Below are 25,630 nucleotides of genomic sequence, written 5' to 3'. Positions count from 1 at the left end.
AAAACCGGATGATGCCGCGGTCGATGATCGATTTTGACGCCCTCTTTCGCCTGTGCTCGAAGGACCTCTGGGCTTTTCTCAGGCGTCGGGTCGCCAGTTCGGAAACGGCTGCGGATCTCGCCCAGGAGGCCTTCTACCGGCTGATGCGCAATGGCGGCAAGGCGGCACCGGATGACGCGCGCGCCTATCTCTTCCGCACCGCCGCCAATCTTGCCATCGATCACCGCCGTGCAATCCGCCGCAGCCGGATCGAGTCAGGGGAGGAGGCGGCCATCGCCGCCTATCCCGACCCGGCCCCAAATGCCGAGGCCCATTCCCTCTCGCGGGAAGAACTGGCCCTTCTGGAACAGGCCATCGCCGATCTGCCGCCCCGCGGCCGCGAAATCTTCATCCTCCACAAGCTGGAGGGGCTGAGCTATGGCGAGATCGCCGAGCGCCTGCGGATTTCCAAGAACACCGTGATGGTTCACATGACGCGGTCGCTGGCGCAATGCCGGGCGGCGCTCGCGGCCTACCGGAAAGATTTGCCGGAATGACCGGTCACAACTTAAAATTTTTGTGCCGGCAGTAATAATAAGCGGGGACTCGTTCGTCTTACTCTAGGCAGGCAGCGAATAAACCGCCGGGCCGCCGCGGAGAGATGATGTTGGAAGCGTCGGGGATGCAGGATTCAGCGAAAAGCGTGCAGGTGGGTGGGCGGCATTCCGATGCGGCGATCGCCTGGTATGTGCGCCTGCGCGATACCGCCTTCTCGGATGAAGACCGCGTCGCTTTCGCGGATTGGCTGGCCGAAACGCCGCGCCATGGCGAGGAAATCGCGGAAATCGGCCGCGTCGACAATGCCATGGGCGACATCCTGCGGCGGCAGTTGGCCAGCTCGCACCACTACCAGCCGCATCGGAAATTGCACCGTTTCACGCCCAGCCGGCGTCAGGTCTTCGCTGGTTTTTCCGGCCTTGCAATCGCCGCCGCTGCGGGCTTCGCCTGGATGGGTGATACTCCCGGCCTTGCCACCGCGATCGGCGAAAGGCGCCAATTCGCCCTCGCCGATGCCGGTCTCCTGGAACTGGATTGCGGCAGCACTGGCTCGTTCACGGCCATGCCGCAAACGTTCCGTCTTGATTATGGCCAGGCCTTCATCTCATGCGAGCGACCGCTCGCGGTGCGATGCGATTTCGGCGCGATGCAGGCATCGGCCGCCTCCTTCAATCTCAAGATCGAGCGTCGGCGCGCGCTGCTTTCCGTGCTCACGGGCGAGGTCATCGTCGAATGGCAGGGTGGCCGCCGGCAGCCGGTCGGCGCGCTGTCGACCATCGAACTCCGCACGGCAGCCCTGGGGGAAGCAGGTCTGGGGGAAGTAATTCCAGTGCCAGCCGAGCATCTCGCTTCCTGGCGGCGGAACCGGCTGATCTTCGAGCGCAGCGCGCTTGCCGACGTCATCGACGACATCAACCGCTATCGACCCGGCCATCTCCTGCTCGCCGAGCCGGGCCTGGGCGATTTGAAAGTCACCGGCGATTTCGATACCCGCCGGGCCGACGATGCCTTCGCGGCCATCCTGCGGACCTTCCGCCTCCGCACCCTCGATGTCGGTGGTCTGGTGACGCTCGTCCTGAGCGCCTGAGTTAAAATATTATCTATTTGAATTAATTAAATTATTTCGAAACGCATCCCGCAGCGCGGAAAAAATGTCGCCGCCCTGTAATGCTGCGGCCTTCCCCGGACGTCTCTGGGTTTGGGTGCAAATGCGAATGATTCGCTAAAGAGCGGATCGCGCATCCGTCCGGTCTCTGCCGGTCGGATCCAGATCACGGGATGGGGATCGCGTAATGACCAATCAGACTGATGTGGCGCAAAGCCGCTGCTCTTCCGGCCTGCCTAATTCCAGCGGCGCAAGACGCCGTGGCTTCCACCTCAATCTCGCGCTGCTCGTGGGCTCGACCGCTCTGGCGGCGGGGGCCGGGGGTGCCGTACCGGCCGAGGCGCAATCGCAGGAATGGCAGAAGCGCCTCACCGAACTCAGCAATGGCGACGCCTTGCGCATGAACGCCATGGGTCTGCAGGTGGCGCAGGCCGATGCCACCGCCGCTTATGACATCGCCGCGCAGCCCCTCGGCCAGGCGCTCATTCGCTATTCCGAGATTTCCGGAATCTCCGTCATCGCCGATTCGACGCTCATCGACGGCGTGACCTCGGCGGCCCTCAGCGGCAGCTATTCGCCGGACGAGGCGCTCGCAGCACTACTGGCGGGGACCGGTATCGGCTACCGGCCGACCGCGCAGGGCACGGTCACTCTGGAGCGCGTCGCCGCGGGCGACAGCCAGCAATTGCAGCCGCTCACCGTCACGGATTCGATGGAACAGCCCCTGAGCGAGGGTTACAAGCCGGTCCGCCAGGGCTCGCCGAAAAACACCCAGCCGCTTCTCGATACGCCCAAGACCGTGGTCGTCGTGACCGAGAAGCAGATGGAGGATCGCGGCATCAGCAGCCTCAAGGAGGCGCTCCGCACCGTTCCCGGCGTCACCATGAACCAAGGCGAAGGCGGCCAGCGCGGCACCAATTTCCGCATCCGCGGCTTCGACGGCAACCGCAGCGACAATTTCGTCGACGGCATCCGCGACGCGACCATCGGCAGCTTCAAGGATACGTTCAACTACGAGCAGATCGAGGTGAACAAGGGCCCGTCATCCTCGGTGGACGGTCGCGGCTCGGCCAGCGGCTCGATCAATTCGGTCACCAAGACGCCCAAGGCCGAATCCTTCTATGACATGGACGGCTCGCTCGGCACCGACGGCACCAAGCGCGTCACTGTCGATCTCAATCAGGCGATCCCCGAGGAATATACCAGCGTCGACGGCATGGCGTTCCGCCTCAACGGCTTGTGGACCGAGGCCGAGGTGGCCGAGCGCGACGTCACCGAAAGCGAACGCTGGGGCATCGCACCTTCCTTCGCCTTCGGCCTCGGCGAGCCGTTCAGCGGCGAGATCACCTACATGCATGCCGAATCCGACGACATTCCCGATTACGGCCTGCCCACCTATCACAATAAAATTCCCTCGGAAGTGGACCGCGACAATTTCTATCACCAGTCGGAGGTCGCGCAGGAGAACAGCAATATCGACGTGGTCGGCCTCAATCTGGAATGGGCGGCCAATGACTGGCTGACACTGGCCAACCGCAGCCGCGCGCAATGGAGCGACGTCTTCTCGATCGCCGGCCATGTCCGCACCGAGACCACCTATCCGACGGTCAACGTCAATCACGGCGCGCGGACCTATTACGACGAATTCTACAACAACCAGACCACGGCCGCCGTCGATTTTGCGACCGGTCCGCTCGATCACGAAGCCCTGGTAGGCTTCGACATCAGCCGCGAAGAGCGCGACGTGCAATCGTACTCGATCCGCATGCTGGGCAAGGACGGCGTCGTGTACACGACTGTGCCCAACATTTCGCTCAGCGATCCCGACAACGATTTCATCGTCGATTACGACATCTCGAAATCCACCCGTACCAAATATACCGGCGATACCAAGGCGATCTACGGCTACGACACGGTCTCCTTCCTCGACGATTTGTTCGAGGTGAATGGGGGTCTGCGTTACGAATGGATCGATTCCGTCACCACGAGTGCTGCAGGCGACAAGTTCCGCAACAAGGACGAATATCTGAGCTGGCAGACCGGCCTGGTGTTCAAGCCGGTCTCGTATGGCAGCGTCTATTTCGGCTATGGCCAGTCCTTCACGCCGAACGATGCCGATCTTTCGGTCTCGACGACGATCCCCGAGGATCAGGCGGAACCGCTGGAAACCAAGACCTACGAGCTTGGCACCAAATGGGATCTGATGGACGAGAAGCTGTCGGTCACGGCAGCAATCTTCCAGACCGAAAAAGACGGCCAGCTTCTCAACGAGGGTACGTCGACGGCCCCGGAATACATCGTCACCGGCAAGCAGCGCGTGCGCGGTATCGAACTCGGCCTCAATGGCGAAATCTCGGAAGGCTGGAATGTCGCGGCCGGCTATACCTACATGAAGGGCAAGATCGTCGAGGCGGCGAGTGCCAGTGACGACGCGGTCTTCCGTAACATGCCGGAACACGCGCTTTCGCTCTGGACCACTTACGACCTGCCCTGGTTCGACAACATTACCGTGGGTGCCGGCGCCACCTATATGGGACCGCGCAAATACCGCTTCGGCGCCACGACCGAGGAAAACATCCCGAGCTACTGGGTCTTCGACCTCATGGGGCAATACCACCTCACCGAAAATGTCGAATTCCAGTTCAACCTCTACAACCTGACCAATGAATTCTACATCGACCAGGTCGGCGGCGGCTTCGTGACGCCGGGACCGGGACGATCCGCCCTATTGACGACCTCTTTGCGCTTCTGATCTGCGTCGGGCGCATCTTCGTCACCCTTTCCCCACCTGCAGAAATGCAGGTGGGGAACCGCGTTTGAGACAGGCCATTGTCATGCTGATACAGATTCCCGCTTTACTGAGTTCCGCCGAGATTGCTCATTGCCGCAAACTTCTCGATGCCGCACCCTGGGTCGATGGCCGCGTCACGGCAGGCCCGCAATCGGCCCAGGTCAAGCGCAACACGCAGATCCGCGAAGACGATCCAGTCGCCGTCGAGCTCGGCGATCTCATCCTCAGCGCTCTCGAAGGCAATGCGCTGTTTGCTTCGGCGGCCCTGCCGTCGCGCGTTTTCCCGCCGCTCTTCAATCGCTATGGGCCGGGCGACGGCTTCGGCGCTCATGTCGACAATGCCGTGCGTCAGGGCCTCGACCCGGAAATGCGGATCCGCACCGATCTCTCCTGCACGTTGTTCTTGAGTGGACCCGAGGAATATGACGGCGGCGAGCTCTCGATCGAGGACACTTTCGGCACCCATCATGTGAAGCTCGCGGCCGGCGACATGGTGCTCTATCCCTCCAGCAGCCTTCATGCGGTGGCACCGATCACGCGGGGGCACCGCATCTCGTCCTTCTTCTGGCTGCAAAGCATGGTGCAGGACGATGGCGAACGGCGCCTGCTCTTCGAACTCGACCGCGCCATTCAGCGCCTCGCCGCCGATACGCCGCAGCATGGCTCGGTCGTGCCCTTGACCGGTATCTATCACAACCTCGTTCGCCGCTGGGCGAATCTCTGACCGCGCGCAATCACGCAACAGGATCGATCATGGCCAAGCCAAATTCAGCCAGCGCAAAAAAGCCCCGCATGACGTTTCGCCAGGTCCTGCAACAGATCCATCTGTGGCTCGCACTCACACTCTGCATTCCACTGGTGTTGCTCGGCCTCACCGGCAGCATCCTCGTCTACCACGACGATTTCGGCGATTGGTTCGGCGAGAGTGAAAGCCAGATCGTCGCGGCGGGCGAACCGGCACCGCTCGATGTCATGATCGCCGCTGCCCAGGCGGCGGCGGGCGAAGGTTTTCTGCCTTCGATGGTTACCCTGGGGACGGGTGAGGAAAGCGGCCCAGCGACCATCCGCTTCGCGCCGGCGCCGAGCGGCCAGTCGGGCCAGCAGGGGCAACAAGGCAATATGGGCCCCGGCGGCATGGGCCCTGGCGGTATGAGCGGCCCCAGCGTCACCCTCGATCCCGTTTCGCTCAAGGTGCTCGAGGTGCGGCAGGGCAATCAGCGCCAGGGCGGCTTCATGGGCGTGATGCACCGCCTTCATGGCTCGTTGATGATCCCCGGCCTTGGCCGCGACATCGTCGGTTGGCTCGGCATCGTCATGGTGTTTCTCGGCATTTCGGGAATCATCATGTGGTGGCCGCGGCTCGATCAATGGCGCGGTGGACAATGGCGCCAGGCGCTTACCATCAAGCGGGGCGCGACGACCTTGCGTTTTAACAAGGATCTTCACAACACCTTCGGTTTCTGGAGCCTTGGCGTCTTCCTGATCGTCAGCTTCACCGGCGTCTATATCGTCTATCCACAGCCGATCAATGCGACCGTCGGTCTCGCCTCGCCGGTCCGCGACCTGCGGCCCAATGCGGTCACCGTGAAGCCGGTCGCCGGAATCACCGTGGTCACGCCGGGCGCTGCCCTGGCACTCGCTTTCGAGGCCGTGGCGGAAGACCAGAGCCTGCAAAGCATCTCGCTGCCTGTCCGCGCCAATCAGCCCTATCGCTTTTCCTTCGCCCGGCCGGATCAGGACGGGCCGATGTTCAACACCAACGTTTTCGTCGATCCCTATGCCGGCCGCGTGATCGAGGCGCGCGATCCGGCGGGGTACAATGCCGGCGAGACCTTCGCCCTCTATCAGCGCCCGCTGCATTACGGGCTGGGCTGGGGGCCGATCTGGAAATTCCTGGTCTTCCTCTCCGGCCTGCTGCCGCTGCTCTTTTCGATCACCGGCATCACCCTCTGGTGGATGAAGCGCCAGCGCAGGCAAAAAGCCGCGCGCGAACGTGAGGCACTCCAAACCGCATCCCCGAATCTGCCAAAAACGCCGTCATCCGCGAGCGCGTAAAAACGCCGTTAGGCCCGGCCATGGAAAAGGTTGTCACCCCGAGCTTGACCCCAGAAAACGTTGTCATCCCCGGACCTCTCCCCGAAAAACACCGTCATCCCCGGGCTTGACCCGGGGATCAGGGGCGACCGGGTGAGGCCCGTCAGTTGCGGACTGATGCCCGGGTCAAGCCCGGGCATGACGCAGGAGTGGTGGCGGAGGCGGCGAAAGGTGTTTGTTCCTATTTTGTTCTTGACAAGGGCCGTGGGAATATCGTACTATGGGAATTGCGCGCACGATCTGCAGATCGAAATTACCTGAACACCCAAAGCACTGACTGATTTGACGGACTGAACCTGCCCTGCGGCTTTCGCCGTAGTTGAGCCGGTCATCTGGAATCGCTTGGTTGCCGCGCGGCGCAGGCCAAACTGGGAGCTCGCTCCAATCGGACCGGGTTCTTAAGTGGCGCAGGGCCGCAACCCCCCGGCGGTTGGGGCGTGTCGGTTTAAGACACGCGATACCGCTTCCGTCCGGGGCCAGTCCGGACCGCCGGATCGAGTGAGATCGATCCCCGCCTGGGCCGGGCGGTGAAACGGCCCCCCCTTTGCCCCGTGGGATAGCCGGCGGCCCCTTGCGCCGTGGGATAGCCGGTAGCCCCTTGTGCCGTGGGAGAACCGGCATCCGCTGACCCCGGCGGTGATCGGGGTTCCTTAGGTCCCTAAAGGTGAATGGGACCCCGCGATCCCATCGGTCAAGGGATCCCGCCGGCCGCGAGGTACGCGGCCAACCTGTCCGAGCGATTCCACGTGAGCGGCCGCATCAAGCGGCGGGAGAAAGACGACGGCATAGAGAGAAAGCCAGCATAGCGATGCCTAGTCCCGCACGCTCAACCACCTCGCTTGTCATGCCCGCGCCATGTCGGCCTGCCGCGCGCGTGACAACGAGGCGCGCCGGCACGTAAACGCGCGCGTTTTCCATTAATTCAAATTTAATTGTACTGACGTAAATCTGACGTGGGGCTCAGCCAGCAAAGGGGTAGAGCAATGTCAGGGTTCTCGCGTCGCCGCGTTTTGCAATCGCTCGCCATATCGGGTGCCTTGTGCCCAATCTGCACGGCGCTCATTGGATCTCCGGCGCTCGCCCAATCCGCGGGCGCGCATGCCGGCCCGCACTGGACCTATGAAGGCGAAGGTGGTCCCGATCAATGGGGCGAACTCTCGCCGGAATTCAAGGTCTGCTCCCTGGGTTTCGAGCAAACACCGATCGATATTCAAGGTGCCATCCGCGCGCAGCTTTCCGGTGTGTCGCCGATGTTCCAGCCGCTGCCGCTCAAGATCCTCCATAACGGCCATACCATCCAGGTGAATTGCGCGCCGGGCTCGGTCACCTATATCGACGGCCAGCGCTTCGATCTCCTGCAATTCCATTTCCATCACCCGAGCGAGCATCTGCTCTCGGGCCAGAGCTTCGATCTCGAAGTCCACTTCGTCCACAAATCCTCGGCGGGGCAACTCGCGGTGCTCGGCGTCTTCTTCAAATCCGGCGCCGAAAATCCGGGCCTCGCCCCCATCTGGGCCGCGATGCCGCAGGAAGAAACGCCCGAGACCGATACGGGTGTCACCATCTCGCCCGCCGATCTGCTGCCCGTTGAGCGCGGCTTCTTCCGCTATCAGGGCTCGCTCACCACGCCGCCTTGTTCCGAGGGTGTGCTGTGGACGGTGTTCAAACAGCCGATCGAGGCCTCACCCGGCCAGATCGAGCAATTCGCAAAACTCTTTCCGACGAATGCGCGCCCGGTGCAGGGGATGAATCGGCGCTTTTTGCTGGAATCCATCTGACCCGAGGAGACGACGATGTCGATGCTCTCAAGCGATATGGCGGTCGCGGAACGAACGAGTACCTTTCAGAACCTGAAGATCCTGACCAAGACGCTGCTGGGTTTTGCCTGCGTGCTTCTGGTGCTGGCCATCGTCGCGGCGGCCGGCATTGTCGGCTTCAGCCGCATCTCGAAGGATCTGGTGCAGTACATAACGGCCGTCGAATTGTTCGGCGATGCCGCCAATATCGAGCGCGACCTCCTCGAATTGCGCAGCCATGTCGATGCCTATATTCGCACGGGCGATGCCGCCGAAATCGAGGTGGTGCGCGGGTACGAGCAGGCCATCGCGGCCGATATCGAGGCGGCGCTGAAAGTGGCCGATACCGATGCCGAGCGCGCGGAACTCGGCGAGATTTCCACCAAGCTCACGGTCATCGTCGACGATTTCGAGAAATCGACCGAACTCGAGGCGCAGCGCGTGACGCTCGCCACCGAGACATTGGGCGTGGTCGCACCCAAGCTGGTGGCCGATCTCGAAGCCATTCAAAAGAAGGCAACCAGGGAAGGGAACAGCAACGCGGCCATTCTCGCCGGCGACGCGCTTCGCGAAGCCATGACGGCGCGGCTTTATGTCAACATGCTGCTGGACCGCCACGAAGCGGCGGCGGCGGAACAGGCGGAGGCAGCTTTCCACGCTCTTACCAAGAGCCTCGAGCAATTGGAGAAGGTCTCCGCCAATGCCGGTTACAAGGCTGAGCTCGACGATGCCAAGGCCCTGGTCCCGGCTTACGAGGCGGCCTTCAAATCCGGCGAGGCGCTGGATGAAGAGATCGAGGTGCTGGTCCATGAGAGCATCGCCGAGGCCAGCGAGGAAATGATCGGCCTGGCCGAGAAAGTGAAGACCGACGCCGAGGCCGAAGAAACGCGCATCGCCGAGGAAATCCGCGGCATCGTTACGGAAAGTGAATGGATCGCCATTGGTTTCAGCCTGGGTGGCTTCGTGCTCGGTCTGGCGATCGCCTGGATCATCGGTCGCGGCATCTCCGTGCCGATCATGTCGCTGGCGGAAGTCATGCGGCGCCTTTCCACCGGCGAGCGTGATGTCACCGTGCGCGGTGCGGCGCGCAAGGACGAGGTCGGCCAGATGGCGAGTGCGCTCCATGTCTTCAAGGAGAACATGATCGCCGCCGAGCGCCTGCGCGCGGAACAGCAGATCGAGCAGGACCGTCAGGTCGAACGTGCCCGGCGCATGGCAGAGGAAGTCAGCAAGTTCGACAAGGTGATCGCCGAAGTGGTGAACGCGGTCGGTTCCGCCGCCACCGAATTGCAGGGGACGGCGCAATCGCTCTCCTCGACGGCCGAGGAAACTTCGCAGCAATCCAACGCGGTTTCCGCCGCGGCCGAGGAGATGACCCAGAACGTCCAGACCGTGGCGGCTGCGACCGAGGAATTGTCGGCTTCGATCCGCGAGATCAGCGGCCAGGTGACGGAATCGACCCGCATCGTCGGCCAGGCCGTCAATCAGGCCAACGACACCAACGCCCAGGTGAAGGCACTGGCGGCGGCGGCGGAGAAAATCGGCGATGTCGTCACCATCATCAACGAGATCGCCGGCCAGACCAATCTGCTGGCGCTCAACGCGACAATCGAAGCGGCCCGGGCCGGCGAGGCAGGCAAGGGTTTTGCGGTCGTTGCCTCGGAAGTGAAGACCCTGGCGACGCAGACCGCGCGCGCGACCGAGGAGATCGGAACCCAGATCCGCGCGATCCAGGAATCGACCGAAAGCTCGGCCACCGCCATTCACAACATCACCCAGACCATCGACCGGGTGAACGAGATCTCCACCACCATCGCCTCGGCGGTCGAGGAGCAGGGGGCGGCGACACAGGAAATCTCGCGCAACGTGCAGCAGGCCGCCATGGGCAGCGGCGAGGTGACCAGCAACATCGTCGGCGTGACCGAGGCTTCGCGCCTCACCAGTTCCGCCTCAACCGAGGTCCTGACCGCCGCCACCGAACTCAGCCGCTATGGCGAAACCCTGCGCGCGGAAGTCGACAGCTTCCTCCACACCGTCCGCAATCTCTGACGAGCCCGGACGGGCCTGCAGGCAGCGCTTGATCCCGCGTTGAGTAACGCGGTACTTAAGGTCATCAAGAGCATGATCGCGTTGCTGCGAAGCGCTGGGGTGGGATCGAGATGCAGAAGTCATGCGGCTTTGCCCCGGCGGGGACGCGCCGGAATCCGCGGGGTTGCCGGGCATGAAGATCGCGGCCATCGGCGAATGCATGATCGAATTGTCGGCGGTGAATGGTGCTGCCGAATTGCGCCGGCTAGCCTTCGGCGGCGACACACTCAATACGGCGGTCTATCTGGCGCGCCTCGGTGTCGCGGTCGATTACGTAACCGCGCTCGGTGACGATCCCTACAGCACGAGCATGCTGACGGCATGGCAGGATGAAGGCATCGGCACCGGCCTGGTGCGGCGCCTGCCGGGCCGCGTGCCGGGGCTTTACACAATCGAACTCGATGCGCAGGGGGAGCGCAGCTTCTATTACTGGCGCGACCGTGCGCCGGCGCGCGAGATCTTCACCGATACCCATCGCGATGAGCTATGCGCCGCTTTGATGGGCTATGACTGGCTCTATCTGACCGGCATCTCGCTCTCGCTCTATGGCGACGATGGCCGTGATCGTTTGTTCGAGTTGCTGCGGCAGTTCCGTGGAAAAGGCGGCAAGGTTGCCTTCGACGACAATTACCGGCCGCGCGGCTGGAGCTCGGTCGAGTTGGCGCGGCGGGAATTCCGCCGCCAATTGGCCTTGAGCGATATCGTGCTCGCCAGTCTCGATGACGAACGGGCGCTCCATGGCGTAACCGGCATGGAAGAGGCGGCCGGCCTGATCCACCATGCGGGGTCGCCGGTTGTCATCATCAAGGATGGCGCCCGTGGGTGTCTCATATCGGATGGCAGCAGGCGCGCGCATATTCCCGCGCCACCCCTCGCGCGGGTCGTCGACACGACGGCGGCGGGGGATTCATTCAATGCCGGGTTTCTCTCCGCCTTGCTGGGTGGTGCCACCTTGCCGGTTGCCGCGCAGCTTGGCCATGCCTGCGCCGGCATCGTCGTCGGGCATCGTGGGGCCATCGTCCCAAAAGCGGATTTCCACGCGGAAATGGCGCAACATCAGCTAGCGATTTAGTGAGACAGGATTCAGCCATGCCGAGCCGCGACACCTCCATGGATGGTTTCGACCAGGCAGCCATCGATGCCGCTTTGGCGAAGGTTGGCGTGGGCAAGATCGACGGCATCACTAAGGGCTTTCCGGCACATCTGCCGGCAACCACCCTGGCCGGCATCGGCGGACTGGGCCTCAATCTGCTGCGCGGCGACACGCCCTATCCGGTGGCGGTCCTCCTGCGTTCGGCCCTCGACCACAATGGCCAATGGATGCGCCAATTCCTGACGCATACCGGCGCCTATTTGATGCCGCATGGCAAGACCACCATGAGTCCGCAGCTTTTTGCGCTTCAGGCCGGGAACGGTTGCTGGGGGTTGACAGTCGCCACCATCCAGCAGGCAATGGTAGCTGCGGAATCCGGCTGTCGCCGCATCCTGATGGCCAATCAGATGGTCTCGCGCGCGGATGTGGCGGGTGCCGCCGCCTTGCTGCGGCGTTGTCCCGATCTCGTCTTCTGGAGCTATGTCGATTCAGCGGAAGGCGTCCGCCGCCTGCATGACTTCGCCGGCGCTGCTGGTCTCGGCGGCAAGCTGCGGGTGCTGCTGGAAGTCGGCATGATGGGTGGGCGCACCGGCTGCCGCAGGATGGATCAGGTGAGCGCCACGCTCGATGCCCTGGCGCAATGCGCCGCCAGCCTGTCGCTGGAAGGTGTCGCCTGTTTCGAAGGTCTCGTGCATTCCGAGGACGCGCAAGCGGATGAGCGCAAGGTCGGCGCCTTCCTCGACTTCGTGATCGAAGCGGCGAGGGCGGCCGACAGCCGTTCCGCTTTCGGATCCGAAGAAGTCCTTCTCACAGCGGGCGGTTCGGCCTATTTCGACATGGTGGCGCGGCGCTTCGCCGAAATCCGGCTCACCAAGAAAACGCGCGTCGTCATCCGGAGCGGCTGCTACCTCACCCACGATTCCCATTATTATGACGATATCTTCGACCGCATCGAAGGTCGCATCCCCGAAGCGTGGCGGCGCATGGGCCGCCTGCGGCCGGCTTTGTTCGTGTGGTCGATGGTGCAGTCGCGCCCCGAGCCGGGGCTCGCGATCCTCACCATGGGCAAGCGCGACGCCTCCTTCGACATCGATCTTCCCAGGCCCGTCTGGCGCTATCGGCCTGGCGTCGACAAAGAGCCTACAGCGGCGCTGTCTGGCTGGTCAGTGAAAGGCATGAACGACCAGCATGCCTATCTGGCCATGGGTGCCGATGACGAACTGCGCGTGGGCGACCTCATCGCCTGCGGCATCTCGCATCCCTGCACCACCTTCGATCGCTGGCGCATGATCTATCTCGCCGACGACGATTGGTCGGTGACGGGTGCTGTCACCACGCAATTCTGACCGCCCGATGTGACGGCGGTAACCTCTTGCCCCCTTGTGCCGGCCGCGATCTGATGGCATCGACAACAGCCAAGCCTGCCCAGGGAGCACCAAAATGTCATATTCAAAGCTAGCATCCGATTCAGTCGTCCTCGTGACGGGCGGGGCGGCGGGCATCGGCCTTGCCGCGGCGAAAAGTTTTGCGCGGCTCGGCCTGCGCATCTGCATCGCTGATCTCGGCGACGACAGGCTGGCCTCCGCCGGCCAGGCCATTGCCGACATTTCTCCGGGCGGCAAGGATCATGTGCTGACCGTCGCGGCGGATGTCAGCCGTCTCGAGGACCTGCGCCGCCTCGAGGATGCGGTCCGCGACCGGTTCGGCGGCGTGGATGTTTTGATGAACAATGCGGGCGTCCAGCCCGGCAGCAACATCTTCGGGCCGGCGGAGAATTGGGCGCGCGTGCTGGATGTCAATCTGTGGGGTGTCATTCACGGCATCCAGACCTTCGTGCCCGGCATGATCGCGCGTGGCAGGCCAGGGCTGATCATCAATACCGGATCGAAGCAGGGCATCACCACCCCGCCGGGCGATCCCGCCTACAATGTCTCCAAGGCGGGGGTGAAAGTCGTGACGGAAGCCCTGCAGCATGAATTGCGCAACACGCCGAACTGCCGCCTCACGGCGCATCTCCTCATCCCCGGCTTCGTCTACACGGAGCTGGCCGCCGGCGGCCGCACCGAAAAGCCGGCCGGCGCCTGGACCGCCGACCAGACCGCCGCGTTCATGATGGAGAAACTCGCCAAGGGCGATTTCTATATCCTCTGCCCGGATAACGACGTGCCGCGCGCACTCGATGAAAAGCGCATCCTCTGGGCGGCGGGCGATATTGTCGAAAACCGCCCGCCCTTGTCGCGCTGGCATCCGGATTACGGCGAAGCCTTCAAGAAATTTGTGGGGAGCTGAGGTGATCCAGTACTGCCGCTCGTTGAACCGCCTGTTGGTTCTGATATGCGCTCTGGTTGTCGGCGCCTGCGCCACGCCAGGATCCGCGGAAGACGTCCTGCTCAAGGTCGATGGGAATGTCACGACCGCCCTTCGTCTGTCGCGCGCCGAATTTGAGGCATTGCCGCGGACTGCCATTGCCGCGAAGGATAAATCCGGCGACAGCCATGAATATGAAGGCGTCGATCTGGCGGTCCTTCTGGAGATGGCGGGCGTGCCCTTGAAGGAAGCCTTCAAGGGAGAGCACGCGGCCAAGTATTTGCAGGCCAAAGCCGCCGACGGCTATATCGCCGTCTTCGCCTTGCCGGAATTCGATCATCAGGATTTCATCGTGGCCGACAAACAGGACGGCACGCCCCTGCCGGACGGCCAGGGCCCCTTGCAGATCGTGGCCCCGGAAGACCGTCACCAAAGCCGATGGGTGCGGGAGCTCATCGAACTAAGGATCATGACGGCGAACTGACGGCGCCGTACTCCTGGCAGCGCGTCCTGGTCTTTACTTCCCCGCCCGCGCCTTGGCCGCCACCTCGGGCAGAGCCGCATCCAGGTAGGTGTCCGAGATGCGCGTCAACTCGTCGAGATGCTCGGTGAAGAAGTGCGAGGCGCCGGGGACGATCTGGTAATCGATCTTGATGCCGCGCTGGTGGGTGAGCTTGGTCACCAGCTTCTGCACGGATTCCTGCGGCACCACCGTATCCTGGTCGCCCTGGATCACCAGGCCCGAGGAGGGGCAGGGGGCGAGGAAGCTGAAATCGTAGATGTTGGCGGGCGGGGCCACGGAGATGAAGCCCGAGATCTCCGGCCGGCGCATCAGCAGCTGCATGCCGATCCAGGCGCCGAAGGAGAAGCCGGCGATCCAGCATTGCGGGGCGTTGGGGTTCCAGGTCTGCAGCCAGTCGAGCGCCGCCGCCGCGTCGGACAATTCCCCTTCGCCGCGATCGAACTTGCCCTGGGAGCGGCCGACGCCGCGGAAATTGAACCGCAGGACAGAAAACCCACGCTGCTGGAAGCACTGATAAAGGGTGTAGACGACTTTGTTGTTCATCGTCCCGCCATGCTGCGGGTGCGGATGCAGCATCAGGGCGATGGGCGCATTGGGTGTCGTCGCCTGCTGATACCGGCCTTCCAGCCGGCCTTCCGGCCCGTTCATGATGATTTCAGGCATCTCTTGTCCAATTCGCCGATCTATTTCAATGAGTTGACCGCTTCGCCGCCGCTTTCAGGGCAAGCCGCGCGCTGGTTGGCTCAGGTAACCCATAGTTGACTAAAATCTAAGGCATTAAATCCGCTGGGTCAGGCGGCGTCGGAGATCAATACTTGATCACACAAGTCAGGCATACTATATCAAACCCGACGCGGTGACCGAGCCGGAACGGCACCAGGATAGTTGACTAATCGAATCAGCTAAATGGCGGCGACCGGCGGCGCGCTAATAAACACGATGGCGATGATGTTTTTCAAGAACATTACGGCTGACTTGGACGCAATGATGGCGCGGGACCCGGCTGCCCGGTCCCGGCTGATGGTGGCGCTGACCTATCCGTGCTTCCACGCCGTGCAGCTGCATCGCCTGGCGCGACCGGTCTATTTGGCCGGTTTCCCGACGCTTGCGCGCATGATTTCGCAGTTTTCCCGGTTCATTACGGGGATCGAGATCCATCCCGGCGCCCAGATCGGCAAGCGGCTGTTCATCGATCACGGCATGGGTGTCGTGATCGGCGAGACGGCGGTGATCGGCGACGATGTGACCCTTTATCACGACGTGACCCTGGGCGGCATCGCGCCGGCCATCAATTCGGCGGCCCAGGTCAATACCAAGCGGCATCCCACCCTTGAGGACGGCGTCATCGTCGGCGCCGGCGCCCAGATCCTGGGTGATATCACGGTGGGGAAGGGTGCCCGTGTGGGCGGCAATGCGGTCGTGATCAAGAACGTGCCGGAGAACAGCGTCGCCGTCGGCGTGCCGGCGCGGATCGTCATGCCCAAGGAATGCGGCAGCGAATTCGCCGCCTATGGCATTCCCACCCAGGATCTGCCCGATCCGGTCGCCCGTGCGATCGAGGGCCTCCTGGATCAGATTTCCCGCCTGCAGGGCCGCATCTCGGCCCTCGAGAGCGAGTTGGACAGTTTCGCCGTCGGTACCAATGGCAGCCTGCCTCAGGCCGGTGCCGAATCCGGTGGCGGCGACGGCGCGGAATTGCCGCGCCGGTTTGGACGGAATTAAGGGCGGCTTCCTGCTGGGAAACTGCCGAGCCTAAGGAGACGACATCATGCGCTTGAGCACCAAAGGCCGTTACGCCGTCATGGCGCTTGTCGATCTGGCGACCCACAGCCAGGGCCGGCCGGTATCGCTGGCCGACATTTCGGGACGGCAGGAAATTTCGCTGTCCTATCTGGAGCAGCTCTTTGCCAAACTGCGCCGGGCCGGCCTCGTGAAATCGGTGCGCGGCCCCGGTGGCGGCTATCTGCTGGCGCGGACGGCCGAGGATACACGCATCGCCGATGCGATCCTGGCGGTCGATGAACCCATCCGCGCGACACGCTGCCAGCCCAATACCGCGACCGGCTGCCAATCCGACAAATCGCGCTGCCTGACGCATGATCTCTGGGAAGAGCTCTCGCGCCAGATCCATCTGTTCCTGAGCTCGGTGTCGCTCGCCGATGTGGTCGAGCGCCGCGTGCTGGGAACCGCGCACAAGATGGACGGCGCCGCTGTGGCCGAGATGCCGGCGCGCAATGGCGACGCCGCGGCGGCCGCGGAGTAATGAACACATGACCGCCCGCGGCATCTATCTCGACTGGAATGCGACGGCACCGCTGCGCCCCACGGCGCTGGCGGCGATGACGTCCGCATTGCAGGAGGTGGGAAATGCCTCGTCGGTGCATGCTTTCGGTCGCCGCGCCCGCGCCTGGATCGATCAGGCCCGCGACGAAGTGGCGGCGCTGGTGGGTGGGCGTTCGGCCTTGCTGACCTTCACCTCGGGCGGCACGGAAGCCAACAACCTTGCCCTCAACAGCCGTGGGACGCGGCCGCTGGTGATTTCGGCGATCGAGCATGAATCGGTCCTGAAGCCGGCGCGGCTCGCCGGCGCACAAGTGGCGCGCGTGGGCCGCTCGGGCGAGATCGACGTGGCGCATCTCGGCTATCTCATCGACAAGGCGTCGGAGAGTGCCGGGCGACCCGCTTTCATCTCGGTGATGCTGGCCAATAACGAGACCGGCGTCATCCAGCCCGTGGCCGAGATCGCGCATATGGCCAAGGCCAAGGGTGCGCTGGTGCATTGCGACGCGACGCAGGCGGTGGGCCGGGTACCGGTCGACATCAATGCGCTGGGCGTCGATTACCTCACGATCTCGGCGCACAAGCTGGGCGGTCCGCAGGGTGCGGGTGCGCTGGTTCTGGCCGGCGATCTGCCGGTCGAGCCGCTGGTCATGGGTGGCGGCCAGGAACGCAACCGCCGGGGCGGCACCGAGAACGTCGCCGCCATCGCCGGTTTTGGCGCGGCGGCCAAGGAAGCCGCGCAGTTGGGCGATGTCGGCCGTATCGCCGCGATGCGCGACGCATTGGAAGACAGGCTGACGCAATTCGGCCTGCCGATGACCATCTTCGGCCGCGCGGCGAAGCGCCTGCCGAACACGACTTGCTTTGCCAGCGGCACCAAGACGGCGGAGACTTTGGTGATGGCGCTGGATCTGTCCGGCATCGCCATCTCGGCGGGCTCGGCCTGCTCGTCCGGCAAGGTGCGGCCGAGCCATGTGATCTCGGCCATGGGCTTCGACGCGGCGACGGCGGGCTCCGCCATCCGCGTCAGTTGGGGCTGGCAGAACGAAGCCAGCGACATAGATACATTTGTAGCTGCCTGGGGGCGCGTGCAGCGCGCCGGGCTGGCGCAGCGGGACGACGCGGAAACGCGTATTTCCGCGGCGTAATGGAAGAGAAGGGTGACGACAGGATCATGAACATGGCAACGCAGAACACCAAGACCGTACCGGATCATGGCGTCAACGTGCCGAAGCTGCCGATCTATCTGGATTACCAGGCGACGACGCCGTGCGATCCCCGGGTGGTTGAGGTGATGCTTCCCTATTTCACCGAGCATTTCGGCAACCCGCATTCGCGCAACCACAAATACGGCTGGGATGCCGAAGCCGGCGTCGAGAAGGCGCGCGCCCAGGTTGCCAGCATCATCAAGGCCGACGAGAAGGAAGTGATCTTCACGTCGGGCGCCACGGAATCCAACAATCTCGCGATCAAGGGTGTGGCGCATTTCTACAAGGACAAGAAGAACCACATCATCACCACGGTGACCGAGCATAAATGCGTGCTCGATTCCTGCCGTCATCTCGAGATGGAAGGGTTCGAGGTCACCTATCTGCCGGTGCAGCAGAACGGCCTCATCGACCTCGAAATGCTGAGGAATGCGATCACGCCGAAGACGGCGCTGGTGTCGATCATGGCGGTCAATAACGAGATCGGCGTCATTCAGCCCCTGGCCGAGATTGGCAAGATCTGCCGCGAGAAGGGCGTCTTCTTCCATACCGACGCGGCGCAGGCGGTCGGCAAGATTCCGATCGACGTCAATGCGATGAATATCGATTTGCTGTCGATCTCTGGCCACAAGATCTACGGCCCCAAGGGCATCGGCGCGCTCTATGTCCGCCGCAAGCCGCGCGTGCGCCTGGAAGCGCTGATCCATGGTGGCGGCCAGGAACGCGGTTTTCGTTCCGGCACGCTGCCGACGCCGCTTTGCGTCGGGTTGGGCGAAGCCTGCGCGATCGCCGAGAAGGAGATGGGTGCCGAGGCGGAGCGTTTGCGCCGCCTGCGCGACCGCTTCTACAACCAGATCAAGGAACGCCTGCCGGAAGTCTATCTCAACGGCGATTTCGAGAACCGCATTCCGGGCAATCTCAATCTCTCCTTCGCCCATGTCGAAGGCGAGGGGCTGATGATGGGGATCAAGGATCTCTGCGTCTCGTCGGGTTCGGCCTGCACCTCGGCCTCGCTGGAGCCTTCCTACGTGCTCCGCGCGCTGGGCGTCGAGATCGAGATGGCCCATACCTCGCTCCGGATCGGCATCGGCCGTTTCACCACGGAGCAGGAAATCGATTACGCCGTCGAGCATCTGGTGCAGGCGGTGACAAGGTTGCGCGAAATGAGCCCGCTCTGGGAGATGGCCCAGGAAGGCATCGACATTAAATCGATCGAATGGTCCGAGCATTGATGCCAGGCGTTCGAGCGAAGTTGTAAAGGGAGTAGATCATGTATAGCGAAAAAGTCGTCGATCACTACGAGAACCCCCGCAATGTCGGCGGTTTCAAGAAGGACGAAGAGGGCATTGGCACCGGTCTGGTGGGTGCCCCCGCTTGCGGCGACGTGATGAAGCTGCAGATCAAAGTGGGCGCCGACGGCCGCATCGAGGATGCGCGCTTCAAGACCTTCGGCTGCGGCTCGGCAATCGCCTCGTCCTCGCTCGCCACCGAATGGGTGAAGGGCAAGACGCTGGACGAAGCCGAGACCATCAAGAACACCGAGATCGCGCAGTTCCTGTCCCTGCCGCCGGTCAAGATCCATTGCTCGGTCCTCGCCGAAGATGCGATCAAGGCGGCGATCAAGGATTACCGCGAGAAGGCCGGGTCGACGGAAGCATCGGGAAACAAGGCGGCGGAATGAGCGACGTCAGTACATCAAGCTCGGCAAATCCGGTTACGGCCAAGCCGGCGCGCCGAGCCATGCCGGCGGCACTTTCCGTGACGCCGGCAGCGATCGAGCGCGTGCGGCAATTGATCGAGAACCGCGGCAAGCCCACTTTCGGCATCCGGATCGGCGTGCGGTCGAAAGGCTGTTCGGGCCTTTCCTACACGATCGAATATGCCGACGAAAAGGCTGCCGGCGACGAGATGGTCCAGCAGGATGGTGTCACCATCCTGGTCGATCCCAAGGCGTCGCTGTTCATCTTCGGCACCGAAATGGATTTCGTCGAAGAGAAGCTGCAATCGGGGTTCGTGTTCCGCAATCCCAACGAGAAGGGGCGCTGCGGTTGCGGCGAATCCTTCCACGTCTGAGGCGTTAGGATGGCGGTTGTTCACAAAATCGGCGGCGATGGCGCCGGGACGCAGTTCGTGCCGTGCTGGTCCTGCAAGGGGCCGGTCGCCGGCCGGGCTTTGTTCTGCCATACCTGTGGGGCGATTCAGCCGCCGGGTGTGACCGATCATTTCACGCGGCTTGGCATGGCGCCCGGTTTCGATCTCGACGACGAGAAGCTGGAGAAGCAATATCTCGGCTTCCAGCGTGTTCTCCATCCCGACCGTTTCGCCGCGAAGCCCGCCAAGGAGCGGGCGATTGCCGAATCCCAGGCCGTGGCGCTCAACGAAGCCTATGGGGTTCTCGACGATCCGCTGAAGCGCGCCACCTATCTGTTGCAGATGAAGGGCGTGATCTCGGAAGTGGCCGAGGACAAGACGGTCTCCGATCCCGCCTTGCTGATGGAAGCAATGGAGAAGCGCGAGGCCTTGTCGGATGCCGAGAGCGCCGATGCCATCGAAACGCTGATGGCCAACGAGGCTGCGTCGGCGATCCAGTGTCTCAGCGACATCTCCCGTGCCTTCGCCGATGACGATCTTGAGGCTGCCAACCGCGCCGTTCTGCGCCTCAAATATTCGCGCAAATTGCTGGAAGAGGCGCGCCTGAAACGCGCTGCGCTGGAGTCCTGATGCTGTTGCAGATTCACGAGCCGGGCGAAACGCCGGAACCGCATGCGCTGGAGCGCAGCCAGGCGATCGGCATCGATCTTGGCACCACCAATTCCGTCGTTGCCATGGTTTCGGGTTCGCATCCCGAGGTTTTGCGCGATGCCCATGGCGAAGGCCTGGTGCCTTCCGTCGTCGCTTATGTCGGCGACGAGCCGCTGATCGGCCGCGCCGCGCAGGCGGAACTCGCGCGCAATCCGGACCGCGTCATTGCCTCGGTGAAGCGCCTGATGGGGCGTGGCATTGAGGACGTGAAGCGCCTCGCCGGCGCCTTGCCCTATGAGATCGCACCCGCTGCCGACGGCAAGAGCGGCGGCATGGTGCGTTTGAAGATCGGCGACCGGATCCTCTCGCCGGTGGAAATCTCGGCCGACATTCTGAAGGCGCTGAAGGCGCGGGCGGAAGAGAAGCTCGGCCACAAGGTCGAGAAGGCGGTCATCACGGTGCCGGCCTATTTCGACGATGCCGCGCGCAATGCCACCAAGGATGCGGCGCGCCTGGCCGGGCTCGATGTTTTGCGCCTGGTCAATGAACCGACCGCCGCCGCTTTGGCCTATGGCCTCGACAGCGCTGCCGAGGGCATCTATGCGATCTACGATCTCGGCGGCGGCACCTTCGACATTTCGCTCCTGAAGTTGCAGAAGGGCGTCTTCCAGGTCCTGGCGACCGGTGGCGATTCCGCTTTGGGCGGCGATGATTTCGATCATGCGCTGGCCGAATGGGCCATGAAGCGCACGGGCATCAAGGGTCTATCCAGCGGCGAAGCGAAAATCCTCCTCCAGGCCGCGCGCGCGGCGAAGGAACGGCTGACCACGGCACCCGGTGCCGAGTTGAAAGCGAGGGTCGCCGGCCACGACATTCGGCAATCGGTCGATCGCGGCACCTTCGAGGTGCTGATCGAGCCGCTGCTCGGCCGCACCTTGCGCGCCTGCCGCCAGGTGCTCGAGGACGCGAAGCTGACCGCCGCCGATGTGAAGGGCGTGGTGCTGGTGGGCGGCTCGACGCGGGTGCCGCTGGTGCGGGCTTTCGTCGCCGATTTCTTCAAGCAGGAGCCGCTGGCCGATATCGATCCCGACGAAGTGGTCGCGGTGGGCGCCGCCTTGCAGGCGAATGCGCTGACGCGCGGCAGCGATACGCTGCTCCTCGACGTCATTCCGCTGTCGCTGGGTATCGAGACCATGGGCGGCATCGTCGAAAAGGTGATCGATCGCAACACGCCGATCCCGGTCACCAAGGCGCAGGATTTCACCACCTATCAGGACGGTCAGAACGGCATGTTGATCCATGTCGTCCAGGGTGAGCGCGAGACGGTCGATGCCTGCCGCTCGCTGGGGCGCTTCGAGCTCCGTGGCATTCCGGCGATGGTGGCGGGGGCGGCGCGTATTCGCGTCACCTATGCGGTCGATGCCGACGGCCTCCTCACCGTCAGCGCCGAGGAGCGCACGACCGGCGTCAAATCCGAGATCGCGGTGAAGCCCTCTTACGGCCTCAGCGATGACGAGATGGCTGACATGCTGCGCGACAGCCTGACCCATGCCCGCGAGGACATGGAGCGGCGTCTGCTGCTGGAACAGCGGGTCGAGGCCGAACGCGTGCTGCTCGCCTTGGGGGCGGCGCTGAAGGCCGACGGCGCCTTGCTGAGCGCTGCCGAAAGGGCCGAAATCGACAAGGTTGCCCAAGAGGTCAGGACCCGCATGGCGGGCGAGGACCGGGCCCAGATTCACGCCGCCATGGAGAATTTGGACCGGGCGACCCATGATTTTGCGCAAAAACGCATGGATATTGCCATTCAGACAGCACTTCGAGGCCAGCGGCTTGACGAGGTCGAGGCCGGTATGGCAACTGACGGCGCGCAATAGGACACCCGCGACGAGACAATTTGGGGCTCGGAAGGCCGGGCCCCAGCACGGAGATTGAGACGATATGCCGAAGATGACGTTTGTGAAGCAGGATGGCACCCGGGTCGAATGCGAGGCCCCGCTGGGCCTCTCCGTGCTGGAAATCGCCCATCGGAACGCGATCGATCTCGAAGGCGCCTGCGAAGGGTCGCTGGCCTGCTCGACCTGCCATGTGGTGATCGACCCGGAATGGTACGACGTACTGGCGGAAGCCAGCGAGGACGAGGAAGACATGCTCGATCTCGCCTTCGGTCTCACCCATACCTCGCGGCTTGGCTGCCAGATCAAGATGACCGAGGAACTCGACGGCCTGGTGGTGAGCCTGCCCTCGGCCACGCGCAACATGATGGTCGACAAGTAGACCCCCGATGGCGAAGAAGCTGCGCTGGACCGACATCCACGACATCGCCATCGAGCTTGAAGAGGCGCATGCCGACGCCGACGTGGTCAATCTGCGCTTCACCGATCTTTGGAAATGGGTGCAGGAAATTCCCGATTTCGAAGACGATCCGCAGAAGAGCAACGAGAAGATCCTCGAAGCCATTCAGGCGGCGTGGCTCGAAGAGCGTGAATAATCGGGGATAACCCATGAGGCGCGGCGCTTGAGTCAATCATCCACGCTCGCCCGCCTGTTCTCGAAACCCTGGGTCGATCCCCTGTGCCTGTGGGGCATGAGCTGGCTGCTGCCGGCGGCGCATTGCTGGGGTGCCGCGCATGCGGGCGACGTCGCGGCCTTTGCCAGCGAGCTGGCGCTCAAAGACATACCGCCTGCCATCGCCGCGCGGGTGCGCCAGACCGGTGCCTTGCGAACTCTGTCGCTGGCAGCGCAGGCGCGCTGGGAAGCGGCGGCCTTCACCAGTGCCGGAGATCTGCCCGTCGCCGAACTGGCGCGGCGCGACGCGGCGCATAATTATCTCGGCCAGCGTTTCGCCTATCTGTGGTTTGCCCGGCGTCGCCGCATTCCCGCGGCCCGCCTCGACGTGCCGCCGCCGGCGGAACTGGATGCCCTGGAACCAGATACGGATCGTTATTTCGCGCTGGAGACCATTCCCGAGATCGAGCGCAGCGTCATTATCGAACATGCCGATGTGCGCGAGTACTGGTTGCGCTATCCATCCGCGGATGCGCCGGGCGATCTTTGTTACGTCCATGTCTATGAAGGCCGTCCGCATGATGGACGGCCTCTGCCCAGCCTGATCTTCGGCCATGGCCTTGGCATGGAAATGGAGATGATGCGTGGGGATATGCGTGGCTATCGCAGCCTCGCCGCGCAATATGGTGCCCGCATCCTGCTGCCCGACGCACCCGGCCACAACCGGCGCGTGGCACCGGGTTCCTATGGTGGCGAGAGCTTCATCAAGCACCCGCCGCTTTCCGGGCTCCGGCATTTCCGCAAAGCGGCGCGGGAATTGGGCGCACTCATTGCCTGGTGCCGCTCGCAGGGCGCGGGCAATGTTGGGCCGGGCAAGGTGGCGCTGGGCGGAATCAGCCTCGGGGCACTCACGACACAGGTCACGGCCCAACACATGCGCTATTGGCCGGCGGATGCCCGGCCGGACGGCTTGCTGCTGCTGACCACCACCGACGCGGTGAGCGCGCTCACCTTCCAATCCTCGCTGGCGCGGATCACCGGGCTGCGCCAGGCGGCGGAAGGAGCCGGCTGGAACGCGGATGCCGTGGCCCGGATGGGACGCTATACCGACAGCCAGGCGCCGGCCCCGGTCGACCCGGCGCAGATCGTCCTCCTGATCGGGGCCCGCGACGACGTCACACCCTATGACGGCGGGCGGCGACTGGCGGAGAAATGGCAGATTCCCCCGGAAAACCTGTTCGTCCGCAATCAGGGGCATTTTTCCGCGGCGATCGGTTTGGGGCCGGATCCGGCCCCCTTTTCACGCATATTGGCCCTGCTGAACCGGTAGTTTGGCCTGGGCTGCCGCCAATGTTATAAGCTGGCCCCATGACCGCACGCCTCAACTCACTGGGCTTTGACAAGGCCCCCGCCGATACCCGTGTCGTCGTCGCCATGTCCGGCGGCGTCGACAGCTCGGTCGTGGCCGCCCTCCTGAAGGAGGAGGGCTATGACGTGGTCGGCGTGACGCTGCAGCTCTACGACCATGGTGTCGCCCTGGCGCGCAAGGGTGCGTGCTGCGCCGGACAGGACATCTATGACGCCCGCCGCGTCTCCGAGCGCATCGGCATTCCGCATTTCGTGCTGGATTACGAGACCAAGTTCTCGGATGCCGTGATGCAGGAATTCGCCGATTCCTATTTGAAGGGCGAGACGCCGATCCCCTGCGTGCGCTGCAATCAGCGGGTGAAGTTCCGTGACCTCCTCAGCCAGGCGCGGGATCTCGGCGGCGATTGCCTGGCGACCGGGCATTACGTGCGCCGCGTAATGGGGGCGAATGGCGCCGAGCTTCACCGCGGCAGCGACCCGCAGCGCGATCAGAGCTATTTCCTGTTCGCGACCACGCAGGAGCAGATCGACTATCTGCGCTTTCCCCTGGGCCATATGCCGAAATCGGAGACGCGCGCTTTGGCCGAACGTTTCGGCCTGGAGGTTGCCGCCAAGCCGGACAGCCAGGACATCTGCTTCGTCCCCAACGGCAATTATGTGAGCGTGGTCGAGCGCCTGCGCCCCGGTGCCTCCGAGCCCGGCGAGATCGTCCATGTCGACGGCCGCGTGCTGGGGAGGCATCAGGGTATCATCCATTACACGATCGGCCAGCGCCGTGGCATCGGCGTCAATGAGAAGGGCACCAACAACGATCCGCTTTATGTCGTGCGCCTGGATGCCGGTGCCAAGCGCGTGATCGTCGGCCCGAAGGCCGCCTTGGCGCGGGATCTCGTGCGCCTGCGCGAGGTCAATTGGCTGGGCGAGGCGGATGCTGGCGCGGGCGCCGATATCGCCGTGAAGCTTCGCTCGATGAGCATGCCAGCCGAGGGCCGCGTCCTGCTCGACCCGGCGGGCAATGCGCAGGTGACGTTGACCGCGCCGCAATTCGGTATTGCGCCGGGGCAGGCGGCGGTCTTCTATCAAGGGGACCGGGTGCTGGGTGGCGGCTGGATCGATTCCACCGATACCGTGGCGACCGGAGAGAAGATGGAGCGGGCGGCCAGCGCCGCCTGACGACAAGAAAAACCAGACGG

24 protein-coding genes are annotated in these 25,630 nt (G+C 63.6%); 23 read left to right on the top strand and 1 reads right to left on the bottom strand.

The window, feature by feature from the left end; translation table 11 throughout:
* Window positions 1-23: 23 nt before the first annotated feature.
* From ACE3PR_RS09415 to ACE3PR_RS09365, 11 genes are all read left to right on the top strand, one after another.
* Window positions 24-536 (top strand): RNA polymerase sigma factor, encoded by a 513-nt coding sequence (locus ACE3PR_RS09415; protein WP_374370987.1) that lies wholly within the window; start codon window positions 24-26, stop codon window positions 534-536.
* Between the two features lie 125 nt (window positions 537-661).
* Window positions 662-1,624, top strand: coding sequence for a DUF4880 domain-containing protein (locus tag ACE3PR_RS09410; RefSeq protein ID WP_374370986.1), 963 nt, complete (start codon window positions 662-664; stop codon window positions 1,622-1,624).
* Between the two features lie 205 nt (window positions 1,625-1,829).
* A complete protein-coding gene (locus tag ACE3PR_RS09405) occupies window positions 1,830-4,394 on the top strand; it encodes a TonB-dependent siderophore receptor (protein WP_374370984.1) in 2,565 nt (854 codons plus the stop codon).
* An 82-nt stretch (window positions 4,395-4,476) separates the two neighbouring features.
* Entirely contained in the window at window positions 4,477-5,157 is a 681-nt protein-coding gene (locus ACE3PR_RS09400; RefSeq protein WP_374370982.1) for a Fe2+-dependent dioxygenase, read from the top strand.
* A gap of 68 nt (window positions 5,158-5,225) precedes the next feature.
* Entirely contained in the window at window positions 5,226-6,488 is a 1,263-nt protein-coding gene (locus ACE3PR_RS09395; protein WP_374370980.1) for a PepSY-associated TM helix domain-containing protein, read from the top strand.
* 1,022 nt (window positions 6,489-7,510) lie between these two features.
* Complete coding sequence (locus ACE3PR_RS09390) at window positions 7,511-8,305, top strand: carbonic anhydrase (protein ID WP_374370979.1); 795 nt, start codon at window positions 7,511-7,513, stop codon at window positions 8,303-8,305.
* Between the two features lie 15 nt (window positions 8,306-8,320).
* The gene (locus tag ACE3PR_RS09385) at window positions 8,321-10,372 is read left to right on the top strand and encodes a methyl-accepting chemotaxis protein (RefSeq protein WP_374370977.1); all 2,052 of its coding nucleotides are present in this window, start codon (window positions 8,321-8,323) and stop codon (window positions 10,370-10,372) included.
* Between the two features lie 172 nt (window positions 10,373-10,544).
* Complete coding sequence (locus ACE3PR_RS09380) at window positions 10,545-11,483, top strand: sugar kinase (protein WP_374370974.1); 939 nt, start codon at window positions 10,545-10,547, stop codon at window positions 11,481-11,483.
* Window positions 11,484-11,500: 17 nt separating this feature from the next.
* The gene (locus ACE3PR_RS09375) at window positions 11,501-12,850 is read left to right on the top strand and encodes an alanine racemase (RefSeq protein ID WP_374370972.1); all 1,350 of its coding nucleotides are present in this window, start codon (window positions 11,501-11,503) and stop codon (window positions 12,848-12,850) included.
* 94 nt (window positions 12,851-12,944) lie between these two features.
* On the top strand, window positions 12,945-13,793 hold the full coding sequence (locus tag ACE3PR_RS09370; protein ID WP_374370970.1) for an SDR family NAD(P)-dependent oxidoreductase: 849 nt from the start codon (window positions 12,945-12,947) through the stop codon (window positions 13,791-13,793).
* Window position 13,794: 1 nt separating this feature from the next.
* Window positions 13,795-14,295: a molybdopterin-dependent oxidoreductase gene (locus ACE3PR_RS09365; protein ID WP_374370968.1), complete on the top strand. Its 501-nt coding sequence runs from the start codon at window positions 13,795-13,797 to the stop codon at window positions 14,293-14,295.
* A gap of 33 nt (window positions 14,296-14,328) precedes the next feature.
* On the opposite strand, the gene ACE3PR_RS09360 is transcribed toward ACE3PR_RS09365, so the two are convergent.
* On the bottom strand, window positions 14,329-14,997 hold the full coding sequence (locus ACE3PR_RS09360) for an alpha/beta hydrolase (protein WP_374370965.1): 669 nt from the start codon (window positions 14,995-14,997) through the stop codon (window positions 14,329-14,331).
* Between the two features lie 243 nt (window positions 14,998-15,240).
* On the opposite strand from ACE3PR_RS09360, the gene epsC reads away from it, so the two are divergent.
* The 12 genes from epsC (at window position 15,241) to mnmA (ending at window position 25,610) form a co-directional block, all read left to right on the top strand.
* Complete coding sequence (gene epsC, locus ACE3PR_RS09355; RefSeq protein ID WP_374370963.1) at window positions 15,241-16,056, top strand: serine O-acetyltransferase EpsC; 816 nt, start codon at window positions 15,241-15,243, stop codon at window positions 16,054-16,056.
* A 46-nt stretch (window positions 16,057-16,102) separates the two neighbouring features.
* Complete coding sequence (locus tag ACE3PR_RS09350) at window positions 16,103-16,597, top strand: Rrf2 family transcriptional regulator (RefSeq protein WP_374370961.1); 495 nt, start codon at window positions 16,103-16,105, stop codon at window positions 16,595-16,597.
* Between the two features lie 7 nt (window positions 16,598-16,604).
* A complete protein-coding gene (locus ACE3PR_RS09345) occupies window positions 16,605-17,762 on the top strand; it encodes a cysteine desulfurase family protein (RefSeq protein WP_374370959.1) in 1,158 nt (385 codons plus the stop codon).
* 32 nt (window positions 17,763-17,794) lie between these two features.
* Window positions 17,795-19,054 (top strand): IscS subfamily cysteine desulfurase, encoded by a 1,260-nt coding sequence (locus ACE3PR_RS09340; RefSeq protein ID WP_374370957.1) that lies wholly within the window; start codon window positions 17,795-17,797, stop codon window positions 19,052-19,054.
* A gap of 35 nt (window positions 19,055-19,089) precedes the next feature.
* Window positions 19,090-19,503 (top strand): Fe-S cluster assembly scaffold IscU, encoded by a 414-nt coding sequence (iscU, locus tag ACE3PR_RS09335; protein ID WP_374371671.1) that lies wholly within the window; start codon window positions 19,090-19,092, stop codon window positions 19,501-19,503.
* A gap of 59 nt (window positions 19,504-19,562) precedes the next feature.
* Entirely contained in the window at window positions 19,563-19,895 is a 333-nt protein-coding gene (locus ACE3PR_RS09330; RefSeq protein ID WP_374371669.1) for a HesB/IscA family protein, read from the top strand.
* Window positions 19,896-19,904: 9 nt separating this feature from the next.
* On the top strand, window positions 19,905-20,543 hold the full coding sequence (gene hscB / locus ACE3PR_RS09325) for a Fe-S protein assembly co-chaperone HscB (protein WP_374370955.1): 639 nt from the start codon (window positions 19,905-19,907) through the stop codon (window positions 20,541-20,543).
* Window positions 20,543-22,438, top strand: a complete 1,896-nt coding sequence (gene hscA / locus ACE3PR_RS09320) for a Fe-S protein assembly chaperone HscA (RefSeq protein ID WP_374370953.1) — start codon at window positions 20,543-20,545, stop codon at window positions 22,436-22,438. Before hscB ends, hscA begins: the two co-directional genes overlap by 1 nt.
* 64 nt (window positions 22,439-22,502) lie before the next feature.
* A complete protein-coding gene (locus tag ACE3PR_RS09315) occupies window positions 22,503-22,838 on the top strand; it encodes a ferredoxin family 2Fe-2S iron-sulfur cluster binding protein (protein ID WP_374370951.1) in 336 nt (111 codons plus the stop codon).
* Window positions 22,839-22,845: 7 nt separating this feature from the next.
* Window positions 22,846-23,052, top strand: coding sequence for a Fe-S cluster assembly protein IscX (gene iscX, locus ACE3PR_RS09310; RefSeq protein ID WP_374370949.1), 207 nt, complete (start codon window positions 22,846-22,848; stop codon window positions 23,050-23,052).
* Window positions 23,053-23,079: 27 nt separating this feature from the next.
* Window positions 23,080-24,399, top strand: coding sequence for an alpha/beta fold hydrolase (locus ACE3PR_RS09305; protein WP_374370947.1), 1,320 nt, complete (start codon window positions 23,080-23,082; stop codon window positions 24,397-24,399).
* A gap of 38 nt (window positions 24,400-24,437) precedes the next feature.
* Window positions 24,438-25,610 (top strand): tRNA 2-thiouridine(34) synthase MnmA, encoded by a 1,173-nt coding sequence (mnmA, locus tag ACE3PR_RS09300; protein ID WP_374370945.1) that lies wholly within the window; start codon window positions 24,438-24,440, stop codon window positions 25,608-25,610.
* The last annotated feature ends 20 nt before the right edge of the window (window positions 25,611-25,630 follow it).

Source organism: Dongia sp. (genome assembly GCF_041909655.1).
Lineage (GTDB): Bacteria > Pseudomonadota > Alphaproteobacteria > Dongiales > Dongiaceae > Dongia.
This window is presented reverse-complemented; position numbering and strand designations above follow the sequence as displayed.

Excerpts from the sequence above, each read along its gene's own strand:
- hscA (WP_374370953.1), top strand. The coding sequence starts at position 20,543 with ATGCTGTTGCAGATTCACGAGCCGGGCGAAACGCCGGAACCGCATGCG.
- hscB (WP_374370955.1), top strand. The coding sequence starts at position 19,905 with ATGGCGGTTGTTCACAAAATCGGCGGCGATGGCGCCGGGACGCAGTTC.
- ACE3PR_RS09370 (WP_374370970.1), top strand. The coding sequence starts at position 12,945 with ATGTCATATTCAAAGCTAGCATCCGATTCAGTCGTCCTCGTGACGGGC.
- ACE3PR_RS09330 (WP_374371669.1), top strand. The coding sequence starts at position 19,563 with ATGCCGGCGGCACTTTCCGTGACGCCGGCAGCGATCGAGCGCGTGCGG.
- ACE3PR_RS09380 (WP_374370974.1), top strand. The coding sequence starts at position 10,545 with ATGAAGATCGCGGCCATCGGCGAATGCATGATCGAATTGTCGGCGGTG.
- ACE3PR_RS09360 (WP_374370965.1), bottom strand. The coding sequence starts at position 14,997 with ATGCCTGAAATCATCATGAACGGGCCGGAAGGCCGGCTGGAAGGCCGG.
- mnmA (WP_374370945.1), top strand. The coding sequence starts at position 24,438 with ATGACCGCACGCCTCAACTCACTGGGCTTTGACAAGGCCCCCGCCGAT.
- ACE3PR_RS09315 (WP_374370951.1), top strand. The coding sequence starts at position 22,503 with ATGCCGAAGATGACGTTTGTGAAGCAGGATGGCACCCGGGTCGAATGC.
- ACE3PR_RS09400 (WP_374370982.1), top strand. The coding sequence starts at position 4,477 with ATGCTGATACAGATTCCCGCTTTACTGAGTTCCGCCGAGATTGCTCAT.
- iscX (WP_374370949.1), top strand. The coding sequence starts at position 22,846 with ATGGCGAAGAAGCTGCGCTGGACCGACATCCACGACATCGCCATCGAG.
- ACE3PR_RS09410 (WP_374370986.1), top strand. The coding sequence starts at position 662 with ATGCAGGATTCAGCGAAAAGCGTGCAGGTGGGTGGGCGGCATTCCGAT.
- ACE3PR_RS09340 (WP_374370957.1), top strand. The coding sequence starts at position 17,795 with ATGGCAACGCAGAACACCAAGACCGTACCGGATCATGGCGTCAACGTG.
- ACE3PR_RS09415 (WP_374370987.1), top strand. The coding sequence starts at position 24 with ATGATCGATTTTGACGCCCTCTTTCGCCTGTGCTCGAAGGACCTCTGG.
- epsC (WP_374370963.1), top strand. The coding sequence starts at position 15,241 with ATGGCGGCGACCGGCGGCGCGCTAATAAACACGATGGCGATGATGTTT.
- ACE3PR_RS09385 (WP_374370977.1), top strand. The coding sequence starts at position 8,321 with ATGTCGATGCTCTCAAGCGATATGGCGGTCGCGGAACGAACGAGTACC.
- ACE3PR_RS09350 (WP_374370961.1), top strand. The coding sequence starts at position 16,103 with ATGCGCTTGAGCACCAAAGGCCGTTACGCCGTCATGGCGCTTGTCGAT.
- ACE3PR_RS09390 (WP_374370979.1), top strand. The coding sequence starts at position 7,511 with ATGTCAGGGTTCTCGCGTCGCCGCGTTTTGCAATCGCTCGCCATATCG.
- ACE3PR_RS09405 (WP_374370984.1), top strand. The coding sequence starts at position 1,830 with ATGACCAATCAGACTGATGTGGCGCAAAGCCGCTGCTCTTCCGGCCTG.
- ACE3PR_RS09395 (WP_374370980.1), top strand. The coding sequence starts at position 5,226 with ATGACGTTTCGCCAGGTCCTGCAACAGATCCATCTGTGGCTCGCACTC.
- ACE3PR_RS09375 (WP_374370972.1), top strand. The coding sequence starts at position 11,501 with ATGCCGAGCCGCGACACCTCCATGGATGGTTTCGACCAGGCAGCCATC.
- ACE3PR_RS09345 (WP_374370959.1), top strand. The coding sequence starts at position 16,605 with ATGACCGCCCGCGGCATCTATCTCGACTGGAATGCGACGGCACCGCTG.